The organism is Alcaligenes sp. AB3 (assembly GCF_031844565.1).
Taxonomy (GTDB): Bacteria; Pseudomonadota; Gammaproteobacteria; order Burkholderiales; family Burkholderiaceae_B; genus Alcaligenes; species Alcaligenes faecalis.
Window position 1 is genome coordinate 126,670 of sequence record NZ_JAUZVM010000008.1, and the last position, 26,154, is coordinate 152,823.

General features: G+C 56.7%; 27 protein-coding genes and 1 riboswitch. Of the genes, 19 read left to right on the forward strand and 8 right to left on the reverse strand.

Features of this window, described 5'->3' with window-relative positions; translation table 11 throughout:
* Positions 1-13: 13 nt before the first annotated feature.
* From Q9R35_RS15375 to Q9R35_RS15400, 6 genes are all read left to right on the forward strand, one after another.
* Positions 14-1,903 carry an RNB domain-containing ribonuclease gene (locus Q9R35_RS15375; protein WP_311220084.1) on the forward strand — a complete coding sequence of 630 codons (1,890 nt, stop codon included), beginning with the start codon at positions 14-16 and terminating at the stop codon, positions 1,901-1,903.
* A 5-nt stretch (positions 1,904-1,908) separates the two neighbouring features.
* A complete protein-coding gene (locus Q9R35_RS15380; protein ID WP_311220085.1) occupies positions 1,909-2,778 on the forward strand; it encodes a TonB family protein in 870 nt (289 codons plus the stop codon).
* A gap of 106 nt (positions 2,779-2,884) precedes the next feature.
* Complete coding sequence (gene aroE / locus Q9R35_RS15385) at positions 2,885-3,736, forward strand: shikimate dehydrogenase (protein ID WP_311220086.1); 852 nt, start codon at positions 2,885-2,887, stop codon at positions 3,734-3,736.
* Positions 3,687-4,457, forward strand: coding sequence for a monofunctional biosynthetic peptidoglycan transglycosylase (mtgA, locus tag Q9R35_RS15390; protein ID WP_404977958.1), 771 nt, complete (start codon positions 3,687-3,689; stop codon positions 4,455-4,457). The genes aroE and mtgA overlap by 50 nt, the downstream gene beginning before the upstream one ends.
* Before the next feature lie 53 nt (positions 4,458-4,510).
* A complete protein-coding gene (gene lptG / locus Q9R35_RS15395; RefSeq protein WP_252605514.1) occupies positions 4,511-5,671 on the forward strand; it encodes an LPS export ABC transporter permease LptG in 1,161 nt (386 codons plus the stop codon).
* A 3-nt stretch (positions 5,672-5,674) separates the two neighbouring features.
* The gene (locus Q9R35_RS15400; RefSeq protein WP_311220088.1) at positions 5,675-6,511 is read left to right on the forward strand and encodes a symmetrical bis(5'-nucleosyl)-tetraphosphatase; all 837 of its coding nucleotides are present in this window, start codon (positions 5,675-5,677) and stop codon (positions 6,509-6,511) included.
* Between the two features lie 5 nt (positions 6,512-6,516).
* On the opposite strand, the gene Q9R35_RS15405 is transcribed toward Q9R35_RS15400, so the two are convergent.
* The 4 genes from Q9R35_RS15405 to Q9R35_RS15420 form a co-directional block, all read right to left on the reverse strand.
* Entirely contained in the window at positions 6,517-7,281 is a 765-nt protein-coding gene (locus tag Q9R35_RS15405; RefSeq protein WP_080723795.1) for a 1-acyl-sn-glycerol-3-phosphate acyltransferase, read from the reverse strand.
* A gap of 23 nt (positions 7,282-7,304) precedes the next feature.
* The gene (ruvX, locus tag Q9R35_RS15410) at positions 7,305-7,736 is read right to left on the reverse strand and encodes a Holliday junction resolvase RuvX (RefSeq protein WP_311220089.1); all 432 of its coding nucleotides are present in this window, start codon (positions 7,734-7,736) and stop codon (positions 7,305-7,307) included.
* A complete protein-coding gene (locus Q9R35_RS15415; RefSeq protein ID WP_052362978.1) occupies positions 7,729-8,250 on the reverse strand; it encodes a YqgE/AlgH family protein in 522 nt (173 codons plus the stop codon). The genes ruvX and Q9R35_RS15415 overlap by 8 nt, the downstream gene beginning before the upstream one ends.
* A 112-nt stretch (positions 8,251-8,362) precedes the next feature.
* The gene (locus tag Q9R35_RS15420) at positions 8,363-8,527 is read right to left on the reverse strand and encodes a rubredoxin (RefSeq protein ID WP_009460582.1); all 165 of its coding nucleotides are present in this window, start codon (positions 8,525-8,527) and stop codon (positions 8,363-8,365) included.
* A gap of 140 nt (positions 8,528-8,667) precedes the next feature.
* On the opposite strand from Q9R35_RS15420, the gene Q9R35_RS15425 reads away from it, so the two are divergent.
* The 3 genes from Q9R35_RS15425 to hemL are packed head-to-tail and all read left to right on the forward strand — an operon-like array spanning position 8,668 to position 11,484.
* Positions 8,668-9,477 (forward strand): bifunctional hydroxymethylpyrimidine kinase/phosphomethylpyrimidine kinase, encoded by an 810-nt coding sequence (locus Q9R35_RS15425; RefSeq protein WP_063691640.1) that lies wholly within the window; start codon positions 8,668-8,670, stop codon positions 9,475-9,477.
* Positions 9,470-10,156: a thiamine phosphate synthase gene (thiE, locus tag Q9R35_RS15430; protein WP_042486457.1), complete on the forward strand. Its 687-nt coding sequence runs from the start codon at positions 9,470-9,472 to the stop codon at positions 10,154-10,156. The genes Q9R35_RS15425 and thiE overlap by 8 nt, the downstream gene beginning before the upstream one ends.
* A 44-nt stretch (positions 10,157-10,200) precedes the next feature.
* A complete protein-coding gene (gene hemL / locus Q9R35_RS15435; RefSeq protein ID WP_042486460.1) occupies positions 10,201-11,484 on the forward strand; it encodes a glutamate-1-semialdehyde 2,1-aminomutase in 1,284 nt (427 codons plus the stop codon).
* 54 nt (positions 11,485-11,538) lie between these two features.
* On the opposite strand, the gene Q9R35_RS15440 is transcribed toward hemL, so the two are convergent.
* Positions 11,539-13,188 carry an AMP-binding protein gene (locus Q9R35_RS15440; RefSeq protein WP_042486462.1) on the reverse strand — a complete coding sequence of 550 codons (1,650 nt, stop codon included), beginning with the start codon at positions 13,186-13,188 and terminating at the stop codon, positions 11,539-11,541.
* Positions 13,189-13,920: 732 nt separating this feature from the next.
* Between Q9R35_RS15440 and Q9R35_RS15445 the strand changes: the two genes are divergently transcribed.
* Positions 13,921-14,451: a MarR family winged helix-turn-helix transcriptional regulator gene (locus Q9R35_RS15445; protein ID WP_042486464.1), complete on the forward strand. Its 531-nt coding sequence runs from the start codon at positions 13,921-13,923 to the stop codon at positions 14,449-14,451.
* Between the two features lie 93 nt (positions 14,452-14,544).
* Positions 14,545-15,771 (forward strand): bifunctional glutamate N-acetyltransferase/amino-acid acetyltransferase ArgJ, encoded by a 1,227-nt coding sequence (argJ, locus tag Q9R35_RS15450; protein ID WP_063691480.1) that lies wholly within the window; start codon positions 14,545-14,547, stop codon positions 15,769-15,771.
* A 73-nt stretch (positions 15,772-15,844) separates the two neighbouring features.
* Here the strand turns inward: argJ and Q9R35_RS15455 are convergent, their stop codons facing one another.
* Positions 15,845-16,006 carry a DUF1328 domain-containing protein gene (locus Q9R35_RS15455; RefSeq protein ID WP_009460570.1) on the reverse strand — a complete coding sequence of 54 codons (162 nt, stop codon included), beginning with the start codon at positions 16,004-16,006 and terminating at the stop codon, positions 15,845-15,847.
* Positions 16,007-16,111: 105 nt separating this feature from the next.
* On the reverse strand, positions 16,112-16,315 hold the full coding sequence (locus tag Q9R35_RS15460; protein ID WP_009460568.1) for a CsbD family protein: 204 nt from the start codon (positions 16,313-16,315) through the stop codon (positions 16,112-16,114).
* Positions 16,316-16,710: 395 nt separating this feature from the next.
* Between Q9R35_RS15460 and rplU the strand changes: the two genes are divergently transcribed.
* The 5 genes from rplU to Q9R35_RS15485 all read left to right on the forward strand — a co-directional run bounded on the left by rplU (position 16,711) and on the right by Q9R35_RS15485 (position 21,382).
* Entirely contained in the window at positions 16,711-17,022 is a 312-nt protein-coding gene (gene rplU, locus Q9R35_RS15465; RefSeq protein ID WP_003801901.1) for a 50S ribosomal protein L21, read from the forward strand.
* 50 nt (positions 17,023-17,072) lie between these two features.
* Entirely contained in the window at positions 17,073-17,333 is a 261-nt protein-coding gene (rpmA, locus tag Q9R35_RS15470) for a 50S ribosomal protein L27 (RefSeq protein WP_009460566.1), read from the forward strand.
* Between the two features lie 286 nt (positions 17,334-17,619).
* A complete protein-coding gene (obgE, locus tag Q9R35_RS15475; protein WP_311220090.1) occupies positions 17,620-18,708 on the forward strand; it encodes a GTPase ObgE in 1,089 nt (362 codons plus the stop codon).
* A gap of 133 nt (positions 18,709-18,841) precedes the next feature.
* A complete protein-coding gene (gene proB / locus Q9R35_RS15480; protein ID WP_042486473.1) occupies positions 18,842-19,999 on the forward strand; it encodes a glutamate 5-kinase in 1,158 nt (385 codons plus the stop codon).
* 129 nt (positions 20,000-20,128) lie between these two features.
* Entirely contained in the window at positions 20,129-21,382 is a 1,254-nt protein-coding gene (locus Q9R35_RS15485) for a D-amino acid dehydrogenase (protein ID WP_109089134.1), read from the forward strand.
* Between the two features lie 72 nt (positions 21,383-21,454).
* Here the strand turns inward: Q9R35_RS15485 and Q9R35_RS15490 are convergent, their stop codons facing one another.
* A complete protein-coding gene (locus Q9R35_RS15490; protein ID WP_086068623.1) occupies positions 21,455-22,231 on the reverse strand; it encodes a response regulator transcription factor in 777 nt (258 codons plus the stop codon).
* Positions 22,232-22,343: 112 nt separating this feature from the next.
* Here Q9R35_RS15490 and Q9R35_RS15495 point away from each other — a divergent pair, with 112 nt between their 5' ends.
* From Q9R35_RS15495 to thiC, 3 genes are all read left to right on the forward strand, one after another.
* A complete protein-coding gene (locus Q9R35_RS15495; protein ID WP_311220091.1) occupies positions 22,344-22,718 on the forward strand; it encodes a helix-turn-helix transcriptional regulator in 375 nt (124 codons plus the stop codon).
* 213 nt (positions 22,719-22,931) lie between these two features.
* Entirely contained in the window at positions 22,932-23,309 is a 378-nt protein-coding gene (locus tag Q9R35_RS15500) for a helix-turn-helix domain-containing protein (protein WP_042486484.1), read from the forward strand.
* Positions 23,310-23,349: 40 nt separating this feature from the next.
* Positions 23,350-23,444: riboswitch (TPP riboswitch) on the forward strand.
* 55 nt (positions 23,445-23,499) lie between these two features.
* A complete protein-coding gene (thiC, locus tag Q9R35_RS15505; RefSeq protein WP_009460552.1) occupies positions 23,500-25,416 on the forward strand; it encodes a phosphomethylpyrimidine synthase ThiC in 1,917 nt (638 codons plus the stop codon).
* Positions 25,417-26,154 lie beyond the last annotated feature (738 nt).

Below are 26,154 nucleotides of genomic sequence, written 5' to 3' on the forward strand. Positions count from 1 at the left end.
CAGATGGAAAATCATGTACGTCCTTTTTGAAGACAGCGGTAATTTCAAAGCAGAAAAAATATTTTCTGACAGCGATACCACCATGCAGGTGGAATCCGCGTCTGGCAAACGCAGCAAAATAAAGAAAAACAGCGTTCTATTTACCTTCGAGCAGCCCGCCCCGGCAGAACTGCTGGAAAAAGCCCAAGCGCTGGCCGAATCCCTGGATATCAATTTTTTATGGGAATGCGCCCCCCAGGAGGAGTTTGAAGCGTCCACGCTGGCACAGGATTATTTCGGTCACGCGCCCAGCGCTGTCGAAAAAACCGGCACCATCTTTGCCCTGCACAGCGCACCCGCCTACTTTCACCGTCGTGGCAAAGGGCTGTACCGCCCTGCTCCGCCAGAAATTTTGCAAGCCGCTCTGGCCGCCATTGAAAAGAAACGCCTGCAGCAAGAGCAAATCCAGACCTGGGCCGAACAGATGATCAAGGGCGAACTGCCGCCCGAAGTTGCCGAGAAAGCCAGCACCTTCCTGACTCAGCCAGACAAGAACACGCTGGAGTGGAAAGCGTTTGATCAGGCCCAGAAAGAACTGGGTGTCAGCACGGAAAAGCTGCTGCTGTCGCTGGGTGCCTGGTCCAATCCACTGACTTTGCATCAACATCGCTTTTTGGCCGCGCACTTCCCCAAAGGGACAGGCTTTCCGGAGATTGCCCTGCAAAATTGGGGGCAGGACCTGCCCGAGGCCGATGTCACCGCCTACTCGGTGGACGACGCCAATACGATTGAAATTGACGACGCCCTGTCCGTCCAGCATCCGGAACCCGGCCGCCTGCGTATCGGGGTTCACATTGCCGTGCCTTCGCTGGCCTTGGCTCGTGGCAACGAGATCGACCAGATTGCCCGCAATCGCATGGCAACGGTATACACACCGGGCTACAAGATCCCTATGCTGCCGCCCGAGCTGATCGCGCATTTCTCCCTGGATCAAGGGCAGACTCGTCCTACCCTGTCGCTGTATGTAGACGCCGACATCAGCACTGGTGAAATCCTGTCGCATCAGACTCGTCTGGAACGCATTACCGTGGCGGGCAACCTGCGCCAGCACGAGCTGGACCCGCTCATCAGCGAAGAAGCTCTGGCCGACGAAAACGCCGAACTGCCCTATGCACAATGGCTGCGTCCGCTATGGAACTTCTCGCGCCAACTGTCAGCCCAGCGTGAAGCCGTGCGAGGCAAACCGGAAAACAATAACCGTGTGGAATACAGCTTCGAGCTGGATGGCCCGCACGACGATCCAAACTCCATCATTCGTCTGGTGCCACGCGTGCGCAATGCGCCGCTAAGCCTGCTGGTGGCTGAATACATGATTCTGGCCAATCAGCTGTGGGGCGGTTTGCTGGCCGAGCACAATGTGCCCGGTATTTATCGCTCCCAGCAGTTCATGCGTACGCGTATGTCCACCACCCCCGGCCCGCACGAATCCATTGGGGTGCCGCAATACATCTGGTCGACCTCGCCTCTGCGCCGTTATGTGGACCTGATCAATCAGGGCCAGATTCTGGCAGCCGCCGAGCATGGAATTTCTGCGCGTCTGGCCGCCCCCTTCCAACCCAAAGATGCGGATTTGTACGCCATTATTGGTGCCTTTGAATCGCAATACACACAGTGGTCGGACTACCAGTCCTCTCTGGAGCGTTTCTGGTGCCTGCGCTGGCTGCAACAAAACGACATCAAGCAGGTACAGGCCAGCTTCATCAAGGAAGATCTGGTGCGCCTGACCAATGCGCCGCTGGTTCTGCACGTTCCTGGCCTGCCTGCACTGGAGCGTGGTCAGGAAGTGACGCTGGATCTGCTGTCCTTTGACGAACTGGCTTTGACAGTAGAAGCCCGTTTGCGCTCGGTCGCCACGGCTGACTGACGACCATGAGCCAGCTCGACCGCCGCCACGCGTCCAAAGACTATTTGTGGCTGGCGGTCGCCCTTTCGGCACTGATCCATCTTTTGCTGATCTTCTGGCCGACTCGCGCGCCCTCGCCCGCTCCCGCCAACAGTCTGGATGTGGCACTGGTCAATTTCAGCACCGACTCCGCACCGTTAAGTCCTCAGCTCTTGGCGCAGCTGAATCTGGACGGTGGCGGAGAGCATCAGCAAGGACAGGCCAGCAATCCTTTGCCGCTGACTGATCCCAATCTGCCCAATCAGTTAGTGCTGGAGGCCTTGCGTGCGCGCCAGCAAAGCCTGGAAGCCGAACAGCAGCGCCTGCTGGGGGAACTGGACAGTCAGGACAAAGTGCCTCCCTCCACACCCAGTCCTGAATATATCGGTGCCTCCATTGAGCCTGGTCCGGACGACCATGACTTGGCCCCCAAAGTTCAAAATAGCCAACTGGCAATCTTGCGTGAGCAGATTCGGGTGCAGCAACGCCAGCCCCGTTACCACTACGTGGGCCCCAGCGCCAAAGCCAGCGAGCAAGCCCAATACCTGGACCAGTGGCGTCAAAAAGTTGAACAAACTGGTACACGCCACTACCCGCAACAGGACGGCAAGCAGCTATACGGCCAGTTGCAAATGACGGTTTATATCCGGCGTGATGGCAGCCTGCTGCGCGCCCAGATCACTCAGCCCTCAGAACAAGCCGCCTTGAATCTGGCCGCACGCCGCATTGTGGAACTGGCCGCCCCTTTTGCCCCCCTGCCCGAGCAGTTGGCCCCCGGCGCAGATGTACTCGTCATTACCCGCAGCTGGAGCTTTACACATGACAGGCTCAGTATGCACAGCACAGATACGCAGTAAGACGGTATTGTCCACAGCAAGCTCAAGCGAAAGCAGACCCTGAGGTAAAATACCTGCTTTCAGCCTGGGTGCTGACACCTCATAACAAGACAAGCATCGCTTAACCATGCCCGACACGACTCCCGCCAAGCGCTACGGCGTTATTGGTCACCCTATCGAGCACAGCCGCTCCCCACAAATCCATACGCAGTTTGCCAGCCAGTTCAACCTGCCCCTGAGCTACGAGCGCATTCTGGCACCACTGGATGGCTTTAGCGCCACGGTGGAAGAGTTTTTCAAGGACGGCAGTGGCCTGAACGTAACCTTGCCCTTCAAAGAACAGGCTTACGATCTGGTCGGCCCGCGCTTGAGCCGTCGTGCTCGCATGGCTGGCGCCGTCAATACGCTGTGGCTGGACGAGGGGCAGTTGCATGGCTGCAATACCGATGGCGTGGGCCTGTGCTCGGATCTGCTGCGTGTTGGCCACAACCCGGAAGGCAAGCGTATTCTGTTGATTGGTGCGGGTGGTGCCTCGCGCGGAGTGGTGTTTCCCTTGCTGGAAGCCGGTTGCGAAATGCTGCACATCATCAATCGCACCAGCGCCAAAGCCTACGACATCCGCGAACAGGTCGTTGCCCTGGACCCGGATGCCTCGCGCCGCCTGAGTGCGGGCGGTCTGGATGACCATTGTGGCGACTGGGACATTGTGATCAATGCCACTTCGGCCAGTCTGAACCAGAATCTGCCCGAACTGCCGGACGCCCGTTACCGCAGCAACTCCCTGGCCTACGATATGTTCTATGCCAGTGAACCCACTGCCTTCATGCGTGCCGCCGAGCAAGCCGGTGCCACACATAGCAAAGATGGCCTGGGCATGCTGGTCGGCCAAGCGGCCGCCAGCTTTCAGATCTGGCACGGCGTAGAGGCCGATGTCGAACCCGTACTGGCCAAGCTGCGCCAGGACATCGGGCAAGTCTGACGTGCGTCGCCTTCTGGCCCAACCCTGGAAACTGGCTGGCCTGGCCGTTCTGACTGTGGCCGCCGGTGTTCTGCTTTATCAGATTGCCCTGTTCCTGATGGTGCTCTGGTATAGCGTGGTGCCACCTCGCATGACCACCTTCATGGCGGCAGAACAGGGCCAGTTGCGCAGCGCCAATGCGGATGCCGAACTGCGCTACCAATGGGTCCCTTACGACAAGATCAGCGCCAATTTGAAACGCGCGGTGATTGCCTCCGAGGATTCGAACTTCCTGAACCATTCGGGTGTCGAATGGGATGCCATTCGTAAAGCCTGGGAATACAACCGCCGTCAGTCGGAAAAAGGCTCTGCCCGCCGTCGCGGTGGCTCTACCATTTCCCAGCAATTGGCGAAGAATCTGTTTCTGTCGGAATCACGCAGTTATCTGCGTAAAGGTCAGGAATTGATTCTGACCTATATGATTGAAACCGTCATGAGCAAGGAACGCATTCTGGAGCTGTACCTGAACGTCGCCCAATGGGGGGAAGGCGTTTTTGGCGCCCAAGCGGCGGCACGCCACTACTTCAAGGTGGATGCGGCCAAGCTCAGTGCCATGCAGGCCGCCCGTCTGGCAGGCATGCTGCCCAACCCGGCCTACTATGACAAAAACCGTAACAGCCCTTATTTGCAATCGCGCACGCGCACCATCAGTCAACGTATGCGACAAGTCGCTATTCCCTGACTGCAATCCGCATTTTTGTTAAGCTAGCCACGTCTTTCCTGGGCCCTATTTTCATGCGCACCGCACGCCGCTATCTCGCTTCCGAAATCTATCGCTCCAGCGCCGTGGTGCTGATTGCCCTGCTTGGCCTGTTTACCTTTTTCGCCCTGATTGAAGAGCTGGACAAGGTCGGTTCCAAATTCACCCTGATGAATCTGTTTTACATCCAGGCCCTGGAACTGCCCACCCGTTTGTACGACCTGCTGCCCATCGGTTTGCTGATTGGCGCCACCCTGGCCCTGGCCAGTCTGGCACAACGCAATGAGCTGGTCATTTTGCGTGCATCGGGCGTCAGTGGCCTGCACATGATGCTGATGCTCTGGACCATTACCCTGCCCCTGGTGGGGGGGGCCTTTGTGCTGTCCGAGTACGTCACCCCCATGGCCGAAATCAAATCCAGTGAACAAGGCATGGCCTTGCTGGGCCGCTCCGGCGGGGGACGCCTGGACAGCGGGTACTGGTTCAAGGAAAACAATGACAATGGCGGGGTGCGCATCATCAATATTGCCAACCTGCAGGGCGATGGCAAGGTAAGCGATGTCAGCGTGTTCGACTTCTCGGATGGGCAGCGCCTGAGTGCAATGACTCAAGCGCCCAGCGGGCAGTTCCACAAGAACCAGCTAGACTTGCAGGACGTTACCGAGACCCACGTCAATGAGCAGGCCCACACGGCTCTGTCACAGGATAAGGCACCTGATCAAGCGCTGGTCAAAATTGAAAAACGCCCCACCTTGACGCTGACCACCACGCTAACGCCGGATCGACTGATTGCACGCGTCGTGACACCCGAGCGCATGTCCATTCTGGACCTGAAGGACTACATCGGCTACCTGGACGCTAACAAGCTGCAGACCAAACGTCAGGTTGTGGCCCTGTGGCGCAAAGTTGCCTACCCCTTTACCTTGCTGGTCATGATTACTATTGCGGCACCGATCGGCTTCATGCAAACCCGCCACGGCGGTGTGGGCACCAAGGTCTTTACCGGTATCTTGCTGGGCGTGGGCTTTTTCATGATCAACCAGCTGGCCTTGAACGTGGCCATGCTCAGTAATCTGGCACCGTGGGTTACCGCGCTGGTTCCAAACCTGATCGCCATGGCCATGGCCTTGAGTGCTCTTATCATGATGGAAAACCGGCACAACCGGCGGCGGCGCAACTCCAGCACAACAAACTAAATCATGTCCTTAGCTACTTCCCCCGCCATCTGGGCGATTGGTGATATTCAAGGCTGCTGCCGCCCCCTGGACAGCCTGCTCAGCCATCCTGACGTGGCGTCCGACAGCCAGGCTACCTTCTGGTTCGCGGGTGACCTGGTCAACCGTGGCCCCGACTCGCTCGGTGCGCTGCGCCTGATTCGGTCCCTGGGCGATCGCGCCGTCTGCGTGCTGGGCAACCACGACATTCACTGTCTGGCAGTTGCTGCCGGGGTACGTAAATCCGGCAAGCAGGATACCTTGCAGGAACTGCTGGCTGCGCCGGACGCACAAGAGCTGCTGGACTGGCTGCGACACCAGCCCCTGGCTCATTACGAACATGGACATTTGATGGTTCATGCCGGTGTGCATCCCGACTGGAGCCCGGAGCAAACGCTGGGCTACGCCCACGAACTGGAAGCGCTTCTGCGCGCCGATGATTGGCAAGACAAGATTATCGAATTGTTCGGCAATCACCCGGATCGTTGGGATGCCAAGCTAGAAGGTTACGACCGCCTGCGCGCCATTGTCAGTACCCTGACCCGCATGCGCATGTGCGAGGTGAATGGCCGCATGGACTTCAAGCACAAGGGTGCGCCGGATGCCGAATCGGGTTTGCTGGCGTGGTTTGAATTGCCAAATCGTGCCTGTGCCCAGGTACCTATTATTTTTGGTCATTGGTCTACGCTAGGCTTGCTGAATACGCCTACCGTAATCAGTCTGGATACCGGCTGCGTCTGGGGTCGTCAGCTTAGCGCTGTACGCCTGCAAGACCGGCATCTGGTTCAGATCCACTGCCCGGAAAGCAAGAAACCGGGCTAAGCCTGTCAGGCCTCGACGGTGACAGCCTCGGGGCACACGATCGCACGAATCTGTTCACGGGCGTTTTGTGCCGTTTGTGAGCGTCCCCATTGCGTACAGGACTGAGCAGGCATCAGATCCAGAAAATGGCAGTGCACGGAAACATGGCGGGCGCTGAGCAACACCCAGATATTGCCAACCAGAGACTGCTCACCCACAAAGGCAAAACGCTCGCTGCGCTGGCCTTTCTGTTCAAACACCAAAGCAACAGGTTGGATATCTACATTCAAGCTGATGGCGGTCTCAAACAGGCTGGCATGAAAAGGCTGTACATCCAGCCCCGTCGAAGTCGTACCTTCCGGGAACAGGCCCACGGCATCACCACGCTCGAAACACACGGCCATTTGCTGGCTGACGACCTGAATGGCACGTCGCTGCCCACGCTCGATGAAAACCGTACCGGCACCCGCAACCAACCAGCCAATGACCGGCCAGCGGCGAATATCGCTTTTTGCAATGAAAGAAGTGCAGCGCACGCTGTTAAGGACAAAAATGTCCAACCAGGAAATATGGTTGGACACATACAGCACCGAGCGATCCTGGACGGCCTGGCCATGCTGGAGCACGCGCACGCCACAGATCAGCATCAAGAGGCGCGACATGCGCAGCACCATGACGCGGCGTCCGCCTGGACGCAATACCGGAAAAAGCAGACCGACGCTTAACAAGCCGACCACGATCCACACAATCAGAACGACAGCGCGCCAACTAAAACGAAATAAACTAATCAAAAGGCTGCAACCTTATAGAGGGCTCAGGCCGGTGGCAGGCTGTCCAGATATCGCTGCAGGATCACGCAAGCTGCCATGGCATCATCATCGTCATTATTGCCCAGCAATTCTTGAGCCTCCATGCTGGAGCCCCGCTCATCGACCAGGTCTACTGCAACGCCATAGCGACCGTGCAGCTGGTTGGCAAAACGCCGACACCGCAGCGAAGCATACTGCTCGCCGCCATCCAGGGTCAAAGGCAAACCTACCACGACGCGATCGGGCTGCCACTCCTTGAGCAAGGCCTCGATCGTCGCAAAGCGCTGTTCCCGTGTCACGGGCCGCAAAATCGTATAAGGGCGGGCCTGGCGCGTCAAGGTGTTGCCCAGCGCCACGCCAATTTTTTTCAGGCCATAGTCAAAAGCCAGCAAGGTTTGTGCCGAGCTGACCGTTGACGGTGTTTCGTGTTCAGGCATGGCCCGCAGCACCTGTCAGGGTAAAAGGACTGATTCCCAGCAAAGCCAGGGCGCGATCATAGCGCTCCCCAACCGGGGTAGAGAACAGGATTTCATGGGTGGCCTTGATGCTCAGCCAGGCATTGTCGGCCATCTCGCTTTCCAGCTGACCGGCGCCCCACCCGGCATAGCCCAGCGTAACCAGCATATGCACTGGCCCCTGGCCTTGAGCCACATCCTGCAGCACATCGCGGGAGGTTGTCAGGGTCAGATCACCCACCCCCAGGCTGGAGGTATAGGTTTTGTCAGAATCATGGAGAACAAAGCCGCGATCCGTTTGCACGGGCCCACCGAAGTAGACGGAGGTCGCGGCCAGATCAGCCCGGTTTTCCACGTCCACCTCGATGCGAGACAGCAATTCAACCAGGCTCAGATCCGTTGGTCGATTAATGACCAGGCCCAAAGCACCTTGTTCATTATGTTCACAGACATAAATCACCGTATCGGCCAAGCTGCCCGAAACCACACCGGGCATGGCAAGTAACAGGTGGTGCGTTAGATCAGCGCTTTCTTGGATTAGCGGGGACTGGCTAGTGGCACTCATACACACCTCCCGTCAAAACAAACCACCTTGGAACTTGAGATGATCACACTTGGATCATTTCGAAGTCTTCCTTACGAGCGCCGCATTCGGGACAGACCCAGTTCGGAGGGACATCTTCCCAGAGTGTGCCCGGCGCAATGCCTTCCTCAGGCAAACCTGCTTCTTCATCATAAATCCAGCCGCAAATCAGGCACATCCACGTACGCATAGTATTCCTACTGTATTTGTAAACATAGTCCGATCCGCGTGCAAATCGGGGCAATCCATTAAAATGGGGTTCATATTACTAAATTACTCAACCCGTGACATCCAGAGCCGTGCTGGCCCTGCATGTGTATCCAAGACAAGATGGCTGCTGAAATCAAAAATTCAAGTCCTGCCCTGGCGCTCGTGCTGGCTCCTTATGACCCAAGCGGTGGAGCCCACCTGCCTGCCGATTCAATCACTGGCGCTCATCTGGGCTGCCATATCGTCAGTGTGCCAACCGCCCTGCTGGTACGCGATAGCGCCCAGCAGGAAAACATCCAGACCCTGGCAGAAGACATTGCCGACGACCAGGCGCGCTGCTTGCTGGAAGACATGAACATCCAGGCCATCAAGTGCGGACCTGTCTATAGCCCTGAAATCGCCAGCATGGTGGCCGAGCTATGCTCTGACTACCCTGAACTGCCCCTGGTCCTGCACCTGAGCGCCATGCCCACGGGCCTGGACGAACTGGATGCGGACGACGCTCTTGATGCCAGTTTACGCCTGCTCCTGCCGCTGAGCTCCTTATTATTGATCGACCATCCCAGTCTGGAGCGCTGGCAAGCCGACGAGTTGCTGGGCGACACCCCGGATGCCGTGGAAACCTTGTTGAACAACGGTGCCAATGCCGTACTGGTGACGGGCGTGCCAGGGACCGCCGGGCAGTGGCACACACGTTTCCAGGGTCACCATGGCCGACTGGACTACAGCATGCCGCTGGATGGCGGCCTGCGCCAGCAGGACATAGACAGTTTGCTGGCTACCGCCTGCCTGAGCTTTCTGGCTCAAGGTCACGAGCTGGATAACGCGGTAGAATCAGCCTTGTTGCATCTGCAGGCACGCGCCAGCAACACCTTCCAGCCCGGTATGGGCCATCGCCTGTTCAACCCTGTTGCTCCCCAAGATGACTGACCCCACCACCTTGCGCTTTCCCGCCGGTCTTTACGGCGTTACTCCCGAATGGGACGACACCGCCCGCTTGTTGAACGCCGTGCGTGCCGCTCACGAAGGTGGTTTGCAGGTTCTGCAGTTCCGTCGCAAGAACGGCCCGGAACCAATCCGCCAGCAGCAACTCAAAGAGCTGATCAAGCTGTGCCTGTCCCTGGATTTGCCGCTATTGGTAAACGACCACTGGAGCTGGGCGCAAGAGTTTGACGTGCAAGGCGCACACCTGGGCAAAAGCGATGGCGAACTGACCCAGGCCCGTCAGGCACTGGGGCCGCAAGCCCTGCTGGGACGCTCCTGCTACAACAGTCTGGATCTGGCGCGCCAGGCTCTGGCAGACGATGCAGACTACATTGCCTTCGGAGCCATGTATCCCTCCAGCGTCAAACCCGAAGCGCCACCGGCTGAACTGAACACCTTGCGTCAAGCAAGACTGCTTTGCCAAGAACAAGAACACGAGGGACGGCGTGCTGCCATTGTTGCGATTGGCGGCATCACACCCGAGAAAATGCCCGAACTGCTGGAAGCAGGGGTCGATAGCGTTGCCGTTATCAGCAGCCTGTTTGAAACCAGCGATATACGCGCCACGGCGCAACGTTTTACCGACTACTTTCACGCCCAGGCCCCGTCGCGCTTTGTGCGCTGATCCCTTGCCTGGCCTTGACCTTTTCACCTCTGGATTCTTGCCTCATGTCCCGTAACTCCGAACTTTTTGAACGTGCCTGCAAAGTCATCCCCGGCGGCGTCAACTCGCCCGTCCGTGCCTTCGGTTCCGTGGGCGGTACACCCTGCTTTGTCGAACGCGCCCAAGGCCCTTACATCTGGGATGCAGACGGCCAGCAATACACGGACTACGTAGGCTCCTGGGGGCCGGCCATTCTGGGCCACTCCGATCCGGACGTTATCAAGGCCGTACAGGAAGCCGCCGTACACGGCCTGTCCTACGGTGCGCCTACCGAAGGCGAGGTCGTGCTGGCTGAGACCCTGACCAAGATGCTGCCGTCCATCGAGCAAGTGCGTCTGGTCAGCTCCGGCACCGAAGCCACCATGAGCGCCATTCGTCTGGCCCGTGGCTTTACTGGCCGCAACACCATCATCAAATTTGAAGGCTGCTACCACGGCCACGCCGACAGCCTGCTGGTCAAAGCCGGTTCCGGCCTGCTGACCTTTGGCAACCCAACATCCGCAGGCGTACCGGCCGAGTTTGTGGGCCACACCCTGGTTCTGGACTACAACGATCTGGACGCCGTGCGCGATGCTTTCAAACAAAAAGGCAGCGAAATCGCCTGCATTATTGTTGAGCCTTTTGCCGGCAACATGAACCTGGTGCGCCCAGCCCCCGGCTTTCTGGAAGGCTTGCGTGAACTGTGTACCGAATACGGCGCCGTACTGATTTTTGACGAAGTCATGACGGGCTTCCGCGTTGGCCCTCAAGGCGTACAAGGTCTGACCGGCATTCGACCTGACCTGACCACATTGGCCAAGGTGATTGGTGGCGGTATGCCCGTTGGTGCTTTCGGTGGTCGCCGCGACATCATGCAATGCGTCGCTCCCGTCGGTGGCGTTTACCAGGCAGGCACCCTGTCCGGTAACCCTGTCGCTGTGGCGGCTGGTCTGGCCACCTTGAAGAAACTGGCTCAACCCGGCTTCTACGACACCCTGACCGCCAATACGGCCAACTTGATTCAGGGCCTGAAAGCGGCTGCGAAAGACGCCGGTGTGCCCTTCACCGCCGACCACCAGGGCGGCTTGTTCGGCATCTACTTCAGCGAGAACGTCCCTACCTCCCTGGCCGAAGTCTCGGCTGGCGACATCGAACGCTTCAAGCAGTTCTTCCACGCCATGCTGAACAAGGGTGTGTACTTTGCACCATCAGCCTTTGAAGCCGGTTTTGTATCGGTACAGCACACCTCCGACATTACCGACGCAACCGTGCAAGCGGCCCGCGAAGTTTTTGCTACTTTCAAGAACTAAACGCTCCGGACACAAAAAAGCGGGCCTAAGCCCGCTTTTTTATTGCCTGGTGACTCAGTCCTGCGCCATCTGACGCAGCACAAAGCGCTGCAACTTGCCTGTTTCAGTACGAGGCAAGGAAGCCACAAACTCGATGGCACGCGGGTATTTGTAGGGAGCGGCATTCTCCTTCACAAAATCCTGCAGCTTTTTCTTGAGCTCATCGCTGCCGGTAAAGCCGGGCTTGAGCACAATGAAAGCCTGCACAATCTGGCCACGCTCTTCGTCCGCAGCACCCACCACGCCACACTCGGCAACAGCCTCGTGCTTGAGCAAGGTACCTTCCACCTCTGGGCCGGCAATGTTGTAGCCCGAGGAAACAATCATGTCGTCGTTACGGGCCTGGTAATACAGGTAGCCGTCCTCGTCCATCTTGAAGGTGTCACCAGGGAAATTCCAACCGCCCTGAACAAACTGCTTCTGACGTTCATCGTTCAGATACTTGCAGCCTGTTGGGCCTTTCACGGCCAAGCGGCCTACCGTACCGACCGGCACCGGATTCAGATCATCGTCCAGAATCGTGGCGACATAACCAGGCACCACTTGACCAATCGCACCGGCCCGCACTTTTTCTGGTGGACTGGACACGTACACGTGAATCATTTCCGTACCGCCAATGCCGTCCGTCATCTCGATGCCGCTGGCCTGTTTCCAAAGCTGACGCGTCGCATCTGGCAAGGCTTCGCCTGCCGACACGGTGGCACGCAAGCTGGCCAAGGAGTAACGGTCCACCAAACCGGCCATCTGACGATAGAAGGTGGGCGCGGTAAAGCTCATGGTTACTTTGAAGCGGTCAATCATGCCCAGCAGATCGGAAGGTGTCAGACGCTCCAGCAAGACAGTCGATGCCCCCACACGCAGCGGAAAGCACAGCAGACCACCCAGGCCGAAGGTAAAGGCCAAAGGAGGCGTACCGCAGACCACATCATCCGGGGTCAAACGCAGCACGTGACGCGAGAAGGTATCGCACATTGCCAGCACATCACGGTGGAAGTGCATGCAACCTTTGGGCTGGCCGGTCGTACCGCTGGTGAAAGCGATCAGACAAATATCGTCAGCCGCGGTATCGCAAGCGGTGAACGCTTCGGGCTTGTCAGCCAGCAAGGCTTCCAGACCATTAGCGCTTTCATCGTTAAAGCACAGCAGTTGCTTCAGAACGGGCGTGTAGGAGTCGTGCGCGGAGTCCATGCAGTGCTCCAGCTCTTCGCGCAGGCGCTCATCACACAGGGCGGCATGAATCTCGGCCTTGTCCAGAATGGTCTTCAGTTCCACGGCACGCAACAAAGGCATGGTGGGAACCGTCACCAGACCGGCCTTGATGCTGGCCAACCAGCAAGCGGCCATCATGGGGTTATTGGGGCCACGCAGCAAAACCCGGTTGCCGGGCACCAGCTTCAGATCCTCAACCAGAACATGAGCAATACGGTTGGTCAGCACGTCCAGCTGCTTGTAGGTCAGGCTGCGATTCTCATCGCCCTGTGCCCACTGCAAAGCCACGCGATCACCATGCCCCGCTGCTACCTGCTCCCCCAACAACGCGACAGCGCAATTAAGACGAGCGGGATAGTCCACATCCGGATTTCCTTCCAGCAACATCTCCGGCCACCACTCCATGGGTGGCAGATTGTCGCGTGCAAAGGTATCAAGGTGCGCTGAACGTTCCATCCTTATCTCCTGCGTAGATTACGCCCCACTCAGGCGTAGACCCTGATCCATCAAAGGCGCCAGCCAAATTGGCAAGGTCTATATTGTTTAGTTCTAAAGGATATTAGCAAAAAAAACGCTTCAGTATCAGCAATCCCGACTACGGGTTATCCGCAGTAGCGCATCATCCTCAGCTGTTTCAGGGGTATCCTGAACTGGCCCGTAAATCTCTGATGTTCTTGCCTGTGCAACGCAAAATTCAATAATAAATTTCAGGATACGAGAAACAAATCGATCCACAGCATGCCTATTTTTCAATTAAGAAAAATTACTGCAGGCATTATTTTTGAAACAAAAAAAAGTATCAAAAATAGCAGGAAAATGATTAGGCAAATGAACGATACAGAAGCAAATGCCTTATACTTCAACTAAATAATCACTTGCATTTAGCCAGCTTATCGCATCGGGTCAAAGTAAGAGCGCCGACCCAGGAGTATTCAAAGCCACGGTTGAAAAAGTAAATAGCAGACAAGAGTTTGCATTTTTTTACTCAATGCTTTGTCACCTTTGCCAGCGCTTTCTATCAAGTTGATTAATTTAAGCTTAAAAACGAATTTACTTTGATCTGTCGCAATGTCAAACTTCGAACCAGCCCCTAAGATACCTTCCAAGCTAACCCAGCTTGCTCATGGCTGCGGTCTGCGTCCTTCAAAGCTAAATATTTTGGACATGCACCATTAAGGCAAGCTATCTATGATCATGAACGATATCCCCGCTTCCGCCGTCGCCGATGCCGCTCCCGACTTGGAAAGCCGTGCCCACAGCGACGACCACTTCGACACCCGACTGTGGCTACGCTTGATGGCCTGCACCAATTTGGTCGAGGGCGAAATTCGCAGCCGTCTGCGTACTGAACACAGCACCACTCTGCCTCGTTTTGACCTGATGGCGCAATTGCAACGTCAGCCCGCCGGCATGAAAATGAGCGAGCTGTCCCGCCACCTGATGGTCACCAACGGCAATATCACCGGCATTACGGACCAGCTGGAAAAAGAAGGCCTGGTCGAGCGCATCAAGGTGCTCACCGATCGTCGCAGCTCCCTGATCCGCCTGACACCCAAAGGCAAGCGCCAGTTCAAGAAAATGGCCGCCTCCCACGAACAGTGGTTGCAGGAGATGTTTGCCAACCTGTCGGAAAAGGCACGCGCCAACCTGTTTGAAGCCTTGGGCGAACTCAAACTGATCACTCGCAACAACGTGGCCATGGCTGCCCGCGAAAGCTGATCTGGCCTGGCGACCAAAGCTATGCTCAGGCGGCTCAAAGCAAGTATCATTATTGCTTTGAGCCGCCTTTAACATTGTTTTTCGGATCGCGTCATGGCCGTCAATCTGTTCATCCCCTCTGAATCTGATATTCACCCCGTTGCCGGTGTCAAAATCGGTATTGCCGAAGCCGGTATTCGCAAGGCCAACCGACGCGACCTGACCGTGTTTGAATTGGCCCCCGGCACCAGCGTGGCCGGTGTGTTCACCACCAACCGTTTCCGTGCCGCTCCAGTGCAAGTGTGCGAAGCGCACCTGGCTACCCACGATGGCATCCGTGCCCTGGTCATCAATACTGGCAATGCCAATGCAGGTACGGGTCAGCTTGGTCTGGAAAAAGCACAACAAACGTGCAAAGAAGCCGCGCGCCTGCTGAACATCCTGCCCCAGCAAGTGCTGCCCTTCTCTACAGGCGTGATTCTGGAGCCCCTGCCTATGGATCGTCTGCTCGGTGCCCTGCCCGCCGCCGTGAACGATCTGGCCGACAACAACTGGTTCAATGCTGCCCACAGCATCATGACCACCGACACGCAGCCCAAAATCGTGTCCCGTCAAATTCAGCTGTCAGGCAAAACCGTGACCTTGACCGGCATCAGCAAAGGCGCGGGCATGATTCGCCCCAATATGGCCACCATGCTGGGTTACCTGGCCACTGACGCCGGTATTGCTCCCGAACTGCTGCGCGATATGTGCCGTCTGGCGGCGGACCGCTCTTTCAACCGCATTACGGTTGATGGCGACACCTCCACCAATGACTCCTTCATCATCATGGCCACTGGCCAGAGCGGTGTCACGGTAGAGTCCATCGCAGACCCGAACTACAACGCCTTGCTCGACGCCCTGGTGGATGCCTCGCGCGAGCTGGCCCAGAAAATCGTGCGTGACGCCGAAGGCGCCACCAAATTCATGACGGTTCAGGTTGATGACGCCGGTTCCAGCGAAGAAGCCCTGAAAGTGGCTTACGCCATCGCTCACTCGCCACTGGTGAAAACAGCCTTCTTTGCCTCCGACCCGAACCTGGGCCGCATTCTATGCGCCATCGGCTACGCAGGCATTAGCGATCTGGACGTCAACAAGCTGCGCCTGTGGCTGGGTGATGTACTGGTCGCCGTAAACGGCGGTCGCAATCCCGACTACCAGGAAGAGGACGGCCAGCGCGTCATGCAGGAAGCCGAGATCCTGGTCCGCGTGTCCCTGGGTCGCGGACAACACAGCGAAACGGTCTACACCTGCGACTTCTCGCACGAGTACGTCACCATCAACGCCGACTACCGCTCGTAATAAAAAACCGCCCCCACCCAATTGGTGGAGACGGTTTTGCAGTTCAGACAGGCCCGCCTCTTGCGGGCCTGTTCTATTTCTTGCCCATGCCCTTGACCAGCGAGAGCACCGCAAGAATCAGGAACACGACAAACAGGATCTTGGCAATCGAAGCAGCACCAGCGGCAATGCCACCAAAACCCAGCACAGCAGCCACGATAGCTACAATAAAAAAGATTACGGCGTAGTAAAGCATACGATTCTCCTCATCATCAGTACGTACAGGGACAGCACCTTGTCTGACGGGCCATCTCAACGACAGCTCATGAAATACCTACAGACAAAAAAAGGTTCCCACCCGCTAACGGTCGTACTTGTCGTAGAAGTCTTTAACCTCACGCTCCGCCTCTTCGCGGGTACGTCCATAGCGCTCTTGCACCAGACCGGCCAATTGCGTGGCATCCCCTTTCACCTTGGCCCACTCATCATCCGTAATTTCGCCCCAGACGCTGCGGGCTTTACCAGCCAGTTGTTTCCATTTGCCTTCGATCGTGTCCTTATTCATACGTTTCCCCTTAGTAGGTCCGAAAAATAAATGACTTACGCTTCTGTGAACGCAACAGCTCTACCGTAGCGGAAGGCGAGCCCCTCAAAGGCCACAGATTGAGGAGAAATGTAACCAATTAGCGATATGCCCTGTTTTAGCCGAGGCAGGCCCCCTCACACGTCCTTTACGATCCCCGGGCAAGGGGCCACCCCTGGCTCCCCAGAGGAAAACGAAAGGATTGGATGCAAAATACAGACAGGAGAAGGCCCAAGCCATTGACAGCAAAGCCTTTTTGCCCTATTATTTTTTGCTTGGCATTTTGCGTGTCAAGATTTTTTTATGTTAGATGGCATGGTAGCGGGCTCTTATTGGCCTTTTAAGCGATGCCTGTTTGACTCTTTAAGGGATTCCCTATGTACGCGGTTATAAAAACCGGCGGTAAGCAATATCGCATTACTGCTGGCCAAAAACTCAAAATAGAACAGATACCGGCAGACATTGGGCAAGAAATTTCGCTTGACCAGGTTCTGTCCGTCGGCGAAGGTGAAGCACTGCAAATCGGTGCTCCTTTCGTTGCTGGCGCTGTGGTCAAGGCTACTGTTCTTGCGCAAGGCCGTCACGACAAAATCAAGATTTTCAAAATGCGCCGTCGCAAGCACTACCGCAAAACGCAAGGCCATCGTCAAAACTACACCGAAATCCGCATCGAAGCGATCAACGCCTAAGTTGTTGCTAAAAGCGAATTTGGTATTTTCTTCATCTAGGAGCTAAAGAAATGGCACAGAAGAAAGGCGGCGGCTCTACGCGGAACGGCCGTGACTCACAGGCCAAACGTCTGGGCGTTAAAGTCTACGGCGGTCAGGTAATTTCGGCTGGCGGCATCATTGTTCGTCAGCGCGGCACTCAGTTTCACCCCGGCGTGAACGTGGGCATTGGTAAAGACCACACCCTGTTCTCCCTGGTCGATGGCAAAGTTAAATTTTCCATCACTGGTGCTCTGAACAAGCGTACCGTTTCGGTCGTTGCTGGCGAATAAGCCACCCGATCAAAGCGTACTCGCTGCGAAAAAGCCCTGCCGCCCTAGGCAGGGCTTTTTTTATGCATGGCCCCTGCCCCATCCTGAAAACCCGCACACCCGGCTTAGCCAGTCTCCCTACGGCCACAGCAAGAGATTAAAAATCGGCCACTATCACGGCACATACCGGCAGATAAGCCAATCTCCTATACACTAAGCAATTGGGGTTTTTGTTTAAAATGGTCTGCTCCCAGACCAGCAGCCCGTACGGTTCTGCGGCCCCTGGACCTATACAGCACTCATCACCATGAAATTCGTAGACGAAGCGACCATTGAAGTGGTCGCAGGCAAAGGTGGAAACGGCGCTGCCAGTTTCCGCCGAGAAAAATTTATTGAAAAAGGTGGCCCCAATGGCGGCGACGGCGGACGCGGTGGCAGCATCTATGCCGAGGCCGACCGTAACGTCAACACCTTGATCGACTACCGCTACGCCCGCCTGCACCGCGCTCGCAACGGCGAAAACGGCCGTGGGTCCGACCAATACGGCGCGGGTGGCGAGGACATCACCCTGCGCGTGCCCGTAGGCACCATGATTTTTGACGCAGAAACCGGCGAGCAGCTGTTTGACATGAAGCGTCATGGCGAACGAATCACCCTGGCCCAAGGCGGCGCCGGTGGTTTGGGTAACCTACACTTCAAATCCAGTGTGAACCGTGCCCCGCGTCAATTTACCTATGGCAAGGAAGGCGAGCATCGCAAGCTGCGTCTGGAGCTGAAGGTGCTGGCTGATGTCGGTCTGCTGGGTATGCCCAATGCCGGAAAATCCACACTGATCACCCGTATTTCCAACGCCAAGCCTCGCATTGCGGACTACCCTTTCACCACCTTGCACCCCAACCTGGGTGTGGTGCGTTCGTCCGAAGCCCACAGCTTTGTAGTGGCCGATATTCCTGGCCTGATCGAAGGCGCTTCCGAAGGTGCCGGCCTGGGACACTTGTTCCTGCGCCACCTGACCCGCACCCGTATCTTGCTGCATCTGCTGGACGTATCCAGCCTGGACCCGGACGAGGATGTTGTAGCCAAAGTGGCTGCAGAGGCCCGTGCCATTGTTGAAGAACTGCGTCTGTACAGCGAAGAGCTGTACGCCAAGCCACGCTGGCTGGTTCTGAACAAGCTGGACATGGTCTCGGACCCGGAAGACCTGAAAGCCCGCCTGCTCAAAGAACTGAACTGGGAAGGCCCGGTCTTTGGTATCTCCGCCCTGACCGGTGTCGGTACACAGGATCTGGTCTATCAGCTGCAATCCTGGCTGGATGAAGAAAGCCGCAAAGAGCATATCGAGCAAGATATTGCCGACGGCACCCATATTTACGACGAGAGGTTTGCCCCAGACTGATCGTGCTACACAGATCCAGGATCTAGACTCCAGGACTGAACCCCAAAATGCCCGGAAGACGCGGTTAAGCCAACCGCCCTACTCCTGGCATTTTCTCTATTTACACGCCAAGCGATGGATTTCTGAACTCGTCATGCAGCACTCTTCTCATTCTGAATCGGCCGTTGCGCAATCGCGCCGATTGGTTATTAAAGTAGGTTCCTCCCTGGTCACCAACGAGGGCAAAGGGATTGACCTGGATGCCGTAGAGCAATGGGCTACCCAGATTGCTCAACTGCATGCCCAAGGCAAGCAATTGGTGCTGGTTTCCAGCGGTGCCATTGCCGAAGGCATGGCCCGCCTGGGCTGGCCGCGCCGACCGAAGGCCATGAATGAGTTGCAAGCGGCGGCGGCCGTCGGCCAGATGGGCTTGATTCAAGCCTATGAAGTGGCTTTTGCCCGCCACGGCGTGCGCACCGCCCAGATCCTGCTGACCCATGAAGACCTGGCAGACCGCCATCGCTACCTGAACGCGCGCGGCACTATCAACACCTTGCTGGATCTGGGTGTGGTGCCCATCGTGAACGAGAACGATACGGTGGTCACGGATGAAATCCGCGTGGGCGACAACGATACTTTGGGTGCGCTGGTCACCAATCTGATTGAAGCCGAAACCCTGATCATCCTGACCGACCAGGCTGGCCTGTACAGCGCCGATCCGCGCAGCAATCCCGATGCGCAGTTCATCTCGCTGGGACAAGCGGGCGACCCGACCCTGGAAGCCATGGCAGGCGGCTCGGGCAGCAACATCGGCACCGGCGGCATGATCACCAAGATTCTGGCGGCCAAGCGTGCTGCGCAAAGCGGCGGCCACACCATTATTGCGTCGGGCCGTGAACAGCAAGTGCTGTCGCGTCTGTCGCAAGGCGAACGCATAGGCACAGAGCTGCGTGCCACTCTGCCCGTGCGTTCGGCCCGTCAACGCTGGCTGGTTGACCAACTGCGTGTGCGTGGTCGCGTGTCGCTGGACGAAGGCGCCGTACGTGCGCTGGTAGACGGCCACAAGAGCCTGCTGCCCGTGGGTGTCACCCACGTAGAGGGCGAATTTGACCGTGGCGATGTGGTGGCCTGCGTGGACAAGCACGGCGTGGAATACGCCCGTGGTCTGATCAACTACTCCTCGGATGACACCCGCCGCATCATGGGCCAGCCCAGCCACCTGATCAATGAGTTGCTGGGCAGCGAACACGATACGGAACTGATCCACCGCAACAATATGGTGTTCCCGCGCAGTGCTCCGGACCAGGACTAAACCTTGACCCCTGCCCTGCCCGCCTGTTGAAATAGACGGATAAAACGTATCGAATTGCGACAGTACGCGCGGTTTTTCCGCGCCTGATCGCAACACTTCCCCTTTCGGGCGATGCGCCCAAGGAACCGTATGAAGATCCTCGTGCTAGGTGCTGGCGTAGAAGGCGTAACCAGCGCTTATTATCTTGCCCGCCAAGGACACAGCGTAACGGTCATCGACCGCATGGCTGGGCCCGCTCTGGAAACCAGTTTTGCCAATGCAGGTCAGCTTTCCTTTGGCTATGCCTGCCCCTGGGCCGCGCCGGGTATCCCGCGCAAGGCCATCAAGTGGATGTTCGACGAGCACCCGGCCCTGACTATTCGTCCCGATGGCACGCTGACACAAATCAAGTGGCTGCTGGCCATGTGGCGCAACTGCACGGCAGACCGCTACGCCATCAATAAAGAACGCATGGTGCGTCTGGCTGAATACAGCCGCCATTGCATGGCCGAGCTGCGCGCCCAGACCGATATTCAGTTCGAGCACCGCGCCCAAGGCACCTTGCAGTTGTTCCGTACACAAAAGCAGCTGGACGGTATTGCTGCCGACATCGAGGTACTGAAAGAAGCCGGTGTGCCTTACGAGCTGCTGTCTGCCTCCGAATTGCACACAATTGAACCAGCTCTGCGCCACGTAGAGCACAAACTGAGCGGCGGCCTGCGCTTCCCTGAAGACGAAACCGGCGACTGCCAGATGTTTACACGTCGCCTTAGTGAACTGGCTGAACAGGAAGGCGTGGAGTTCCGCTGGAACCAGAACATTCAGCGCATTCACAGCAATGGCACAGAGATCAGCGGCGTGCAAAGCTCCGACGGCCTGCTGACCGCCGATGCCTACGTGGTGGCCTTGGGCTCCTGGTCTACGGGTCTAATGAAAGACCTGCAAGCCATCCCGGTCTACCCTTTGAAAGGCTATTCCATTACCGCCACGATTGCGGACACCTCCCGTGCGCCCCAATCCACCCTGCTGGATGAAAGCTACAAGATCGCCCTGACCCGCTTTGACAATCGCATTCGTGTGGGTGGCATGGCCGAGGTAGTCGGCTTTAACAAGCGTCTGAACCCTCGCCGTGAGCAAACACTGCTGATGGTCTTGAACGACCTGTTCCCCGGCAGCTATCAAAGCCATGCCGACCTGCATTTCTGGACCGGCCTGCGTCCCAAGACGCCGGACAGCACCCCGATTGTGGGCCGCAGCCGCTACCCCAACCTGTTCTTGAATACAGGCCACGGCACGTTGGGATGGACCTTGGCTACCGGCAGTGCACAATTGCTGGCTGATCTGATCAGCAACAAGGAGCCTGCCATCCGTGCAGACGACTTGTCGGTGCAGCGCTACTACTGAACCCCTGCCCTCACACGATGAACAAAGGCTCTGCCGGGTTTGACCGACAGGGCCTTTTTCAACTGCCCTGCCCTAATGACGCATCGGCTCGGTCAGCAACTGGCAATTAGCAGCGAACATATAGCCCCAGTTATGAATCGAGCGGATAGGCAAAGCCGTCCCACCCTGGTTGAATTTGCGCCGCATACGGCTGACCAAAACCCCCAGACGATTGATATGCAAAGCCCCAGGCGGATTGCTGATCACATCCGTTTTACTGGCGACAGCCTGCATCAGCTCGTAATGGCTGGCCCGGCGACCCTCTTCTCGCAGCAAACGGACGATAAAGGCGCGCTCCGTGCTGGTCAGGCTAAACGAAATACCCACAGGGGATATCAAGGCCCAGCCCTCCTGATCCAGCACCCATTCCTGGGGTAGAGACGGTTCAGGAATGAGGGGCATCTGCATCATGCGCCGCTGCAGGCTATGCAAACTGGCCGCCAGCAGCTCCAAAGACGCATCTTTGGGACAAAACTGGTCTCCCCCGCTATGCAAGGCTTGCAGCATGGCCGAATCCGTCGCATCGGACTGCATCAGGATTCCAATTTGCGGACACAGCATACGCAAACGCACGGCTGCCGAGCAGATCTCTGCCAAGGCCCCGCCCAACCAGGCAATACATATAGAACCCGCATATCGGCCTCGTGTTTGGGCCAACTGCAATAAAGCTGTCGCATCCGGACAAAAAATAAGACGATAACCACGTTCTGCCAGAGCCTGAATTTTTTGTTCTAGTAAGTTTCGATCAGGGATAGCCGTGGCCAGGTACAGCACAACAGGACCGCCAGCAATTTCATTTGCAACCGACATAGTTGATACCTTAACTATAATGACATCTGATGACTATGCCGGACAGTATAAATCACGACCGTGATTTTTAATTAAAACCATCGTGCTGGCGCTTGCATCAACAATCTGTTATGTGAAACATTTCTCCGAACGCCTTCGCCATGCACGTCAATATCGCGGTCTGTCTCAGGCTGATTTGGCACGTCTATGCGGATTGACCCAGAGCGCCATCTCCAACTACGAAAATGGTACGCGTCGGGATGCACGTGAAATTCTGGATCTGGCTAGAGCCTTAAATGTCAGCGCTTTGTGGTTGCGCAAGGGTATCGGCACGATGGAATTTAAGGATGACAGCTACACACTGTCCGAACCCCAAGACGGTCCTCCCATTGTTACCTGGCCCTTCCGTCTTTTTTCCGTCGATGAAGTGGTTGCTTTGGCAGATGGCGAACGTGATTTGCTCGATCGCACTTTGCGTCATTTACTGGACGGCATGAAAAAGCGCTAGGCCCAGCTCTTTTCTACTCGCCTATACCTCCTGCCCCGTTAAGCCCCCCTGGCACTCAAGCTCTGAACACAGGCTGGAAGCCGACAAATCTAGTGCTGCACCCATCTTAAGCTTCTCTTTGCTTCATCCAGCTGACTGAGCCAGATATTTTTATCACATACGACATTTTTCCTCAAAACCATCGTGCAGGGCGTTCCATGAACAATCTGTACTGTGAAACACTTCTCTGATCGCCTCCGCCACGCCCGCCTGCAACGCGGCTTTTCCCAAGCCGAACTGGCTCGCCTGTGCAACCTTAGCCAAAGCGCCATCTCCAATTACGAGAGTGGCACGCGGCGTGACGCGCGTGAAATTCTGGACCTGGCCAAAGCTCTGAACATCAGCGCCCAATGGCTCAAGAACGGGCTGGGTAATATGGAGCTGAGTGCAGCCCATGCTGCCACCTTGCAAGACTCTGGCGAAGGGCCACCGATTGTGACCTGGCCCTTCAACCGCTTTTCCGTGGACGAGATTGTGGCTTTGCCACCCAAAGAGCGTGACCACCTGGATCAAACCATCCGTCATCTGCTCAACGGTATGAAAAGAAAATAAGCCTTATACGTCCACAAGCAGCTCCAAGATACCTATACTTGTCAGCACGCAGGGGTACTCGCCATTTGGCGGGTTGAGATAAACCCTCGTACCAGTACGGATAATGCCGATGCTGGGAGCGTGTGCCACAGGTGCAATGCCTGCACGGCACTTCTTCCTATATCGGCTCCACCATTTCTTTGGAGCTGCAATGACAAGCAAAACCCCTTCTTTTACGGCCACAGCGGCCAGCGTAGACCCGGCTGCGATCCAGCCATTACCCAACTCCCGAAAAATCTATCAAACCGGCTCACGGCCTGATCTGCGTGTGCCTTTTCGGGAAATCTCCCTGGCTGATACGCCCAGCCACTTCGGCGCCGAGCCGAATCCTCCCTTAAGCGTTTATGACACCAGTGGTCCTTACACGGACCCCTCGGTACAGATCGATATTCGCAAAGGCCTGCCACCGCTACGCCAAGCCTGGATCAGCGAGCGCAAAGACACCGAGTTGATGGCAGGACTCAATAGCCAGTACGGTCAAGCCCGCCAGGCCGACCCGGAACTGGACACGTTACGCTTCGAGTTGAAGCGTCAGCCTCGACGCAGCATTTCGGGAGCCAATGTCACGCAAATGCATTACGCACGACGCGGCATCATCACTCCCGAAATGGAGTTTGTGGCGATTCGGGAAAATCTGCGACGCGAGCAATACATTGAAAGTTTGCGGGCCAGCGGTCCGCAAGGCGAAGAGATGGCTCGTCGCCTGACCAAGGTACACCCTGGTCAAGGTTTCGGTGCCAGCTTGCCCACCACGGTCACCCCCGAGTTTGTTCGTGATGAGATTGCGCGTGGCCGAGCCATTTTGCCCGCCAATATCAACCACCCGGAAACCGAGCCCATGATTATTGGCCGCAATTTCCTGGTGAAGATCAACGCGAATATTGGTAACTCGGCCCTGGGTTCCACCATTGGCGAAGAGGTCGAGAAAATGACCTGGGCGATTCGCTGGGGTGCGGACACCATCATGGATTTGTCCACGGGCAAGAATATCCATGAGACGCGCGAATGGATTATTCGCAACTCGCCGGTTCCAGTCGGTACGGTGCCTATTTACCAGGCACTGGAGAAGGTCGGCGGCATTGCCGAAGATCTGACCTGGGATATTTTCCGCGACACCTTGATTGAGCAGGCCGAGCAAGGCGTGGACTATTTCACCATTCACGCCGGTGTGCGTTTGCCCTTTATTCCCATGACGGCCAGCCGCATGACGGGCATTGTTTCGCGTGGTGGTTCCATCATGGCGAAGTGGTGTCTGGCGCATCATCGTGAAAGCTTCTTGTACGAGCATTTCGAGGACATCTGCGAGATCATGAAGCAATACGACGTGGCTTTCTCGCTGGGTGATGGCTTGCGCCCTGGGTCGGGCTATGACGCCAATGATCAGGCGCAATTCGCGGAACTGCGTACCTTGGGCGAGTTGACTCAGGTTGCGTGGAAGCATGATGTTCAGGTCATGATTGAAGGTCCCGGTCATGTGCCTTTGCATCTGATTCCAGAGAACATGCAGTTGCAGCTGGAGCACTGTCATGAGGCCCCCTTCTATACCTTGGGGCCTTTGGCTACAGACATTGCGCCGGGCTACGATCACATCACCTCCGGTTTGGGTGCGGCGATGATTGCCTGGCAAGGTACGGCGATGCTGTGCTATGTGACGCCCAAGGAGCATCTGGGTTTGCCGAACAAGAAGGATGTGAAGGACGGCATCATCACTTACAAGATCGCAGCGCATGCAGCGGACTTGGCCAAGGGGCATCCCTCGGCGGCATTCCGGGACAATGCCTTGTCCAAGGCACGCTTTGAATTCCGTTGGGATGATCAGTTCAATTTGGGTCTGGACCCGGATACGGCACGTGAATTCCACGACGAGACCTTGCCCAAGGACTCAATGAAAGTGGCGCATTTCTGCTCCATGTGTGGGCCCAAGTTCTGCAGCATGAAGATCTCGCAGGATGTACGTGACTATGCCAAGGCTAATGGTCTGGATGAGCAGTCCGCTGTGGATCAGGGGATGAAGGAGATGTCAGTACAGTTCGTTCAGCAGGGCAGTAAGCTGTATCAGGAGGCTTGATGCTTTGTTGAACACGGGTCTGGTGTGAACATGATCGTTGTTTGATCGGGCCTTGATGGGTTAAAGCCCTGGGTGGATTTTTTCTGCCTGGGGCTTTTTTGTGCAGGGTTCGTTGCTTCATTTGTAGGAACGCGAGGTTTGTCAGGCAGAAGAGATCGTTGCAGGAGACGCCAGTTAAGCCTAGCCTCAGGGTGTCCGGGATGAGTGTTTGCCGGTGCTGCGCACCGGTGCCCTTGTCAGGAGATAACTACGGGCGCATCCTGAACTCGCCGGGTACTTGGTCCCCCGGACCAAGTACAAGCGTCCGGCTCAAACAGCAGGATGCTTGCACCCCTACGCTATCTCCCGACCGCGGCAAACCCTCTGAACCGCCCGGACACCCTGAAGCTAGGCTCAACTGGCTCACAATCGTTTTTTTCTGAGCAGTTCAAACTACATACTCGGATGGCGTCTGACACTTTCTTGGCCTGCGTCGAATCTCTGACCTCCCTCCTCAAGCCTCCCTCCTCAGGCCTCTCACCTCCGACTACTCACATCAGTCCTTTCACCTCCGACGTCAAACGTCAAACCTCAAGCCCCAAACTTCAGATCCCAAATCTCAGACCCTTAATACATGATTGCTTGAATAGCCACGGTATGGGCCCTTGGGGGCGGTGGGGACCCGGAGGGGCGATTCAGAGTACTTGCCGCGGGCGGGGGCATGATCCGGGGTGCAAGCACTCTGCTGGTTGAGCGGGA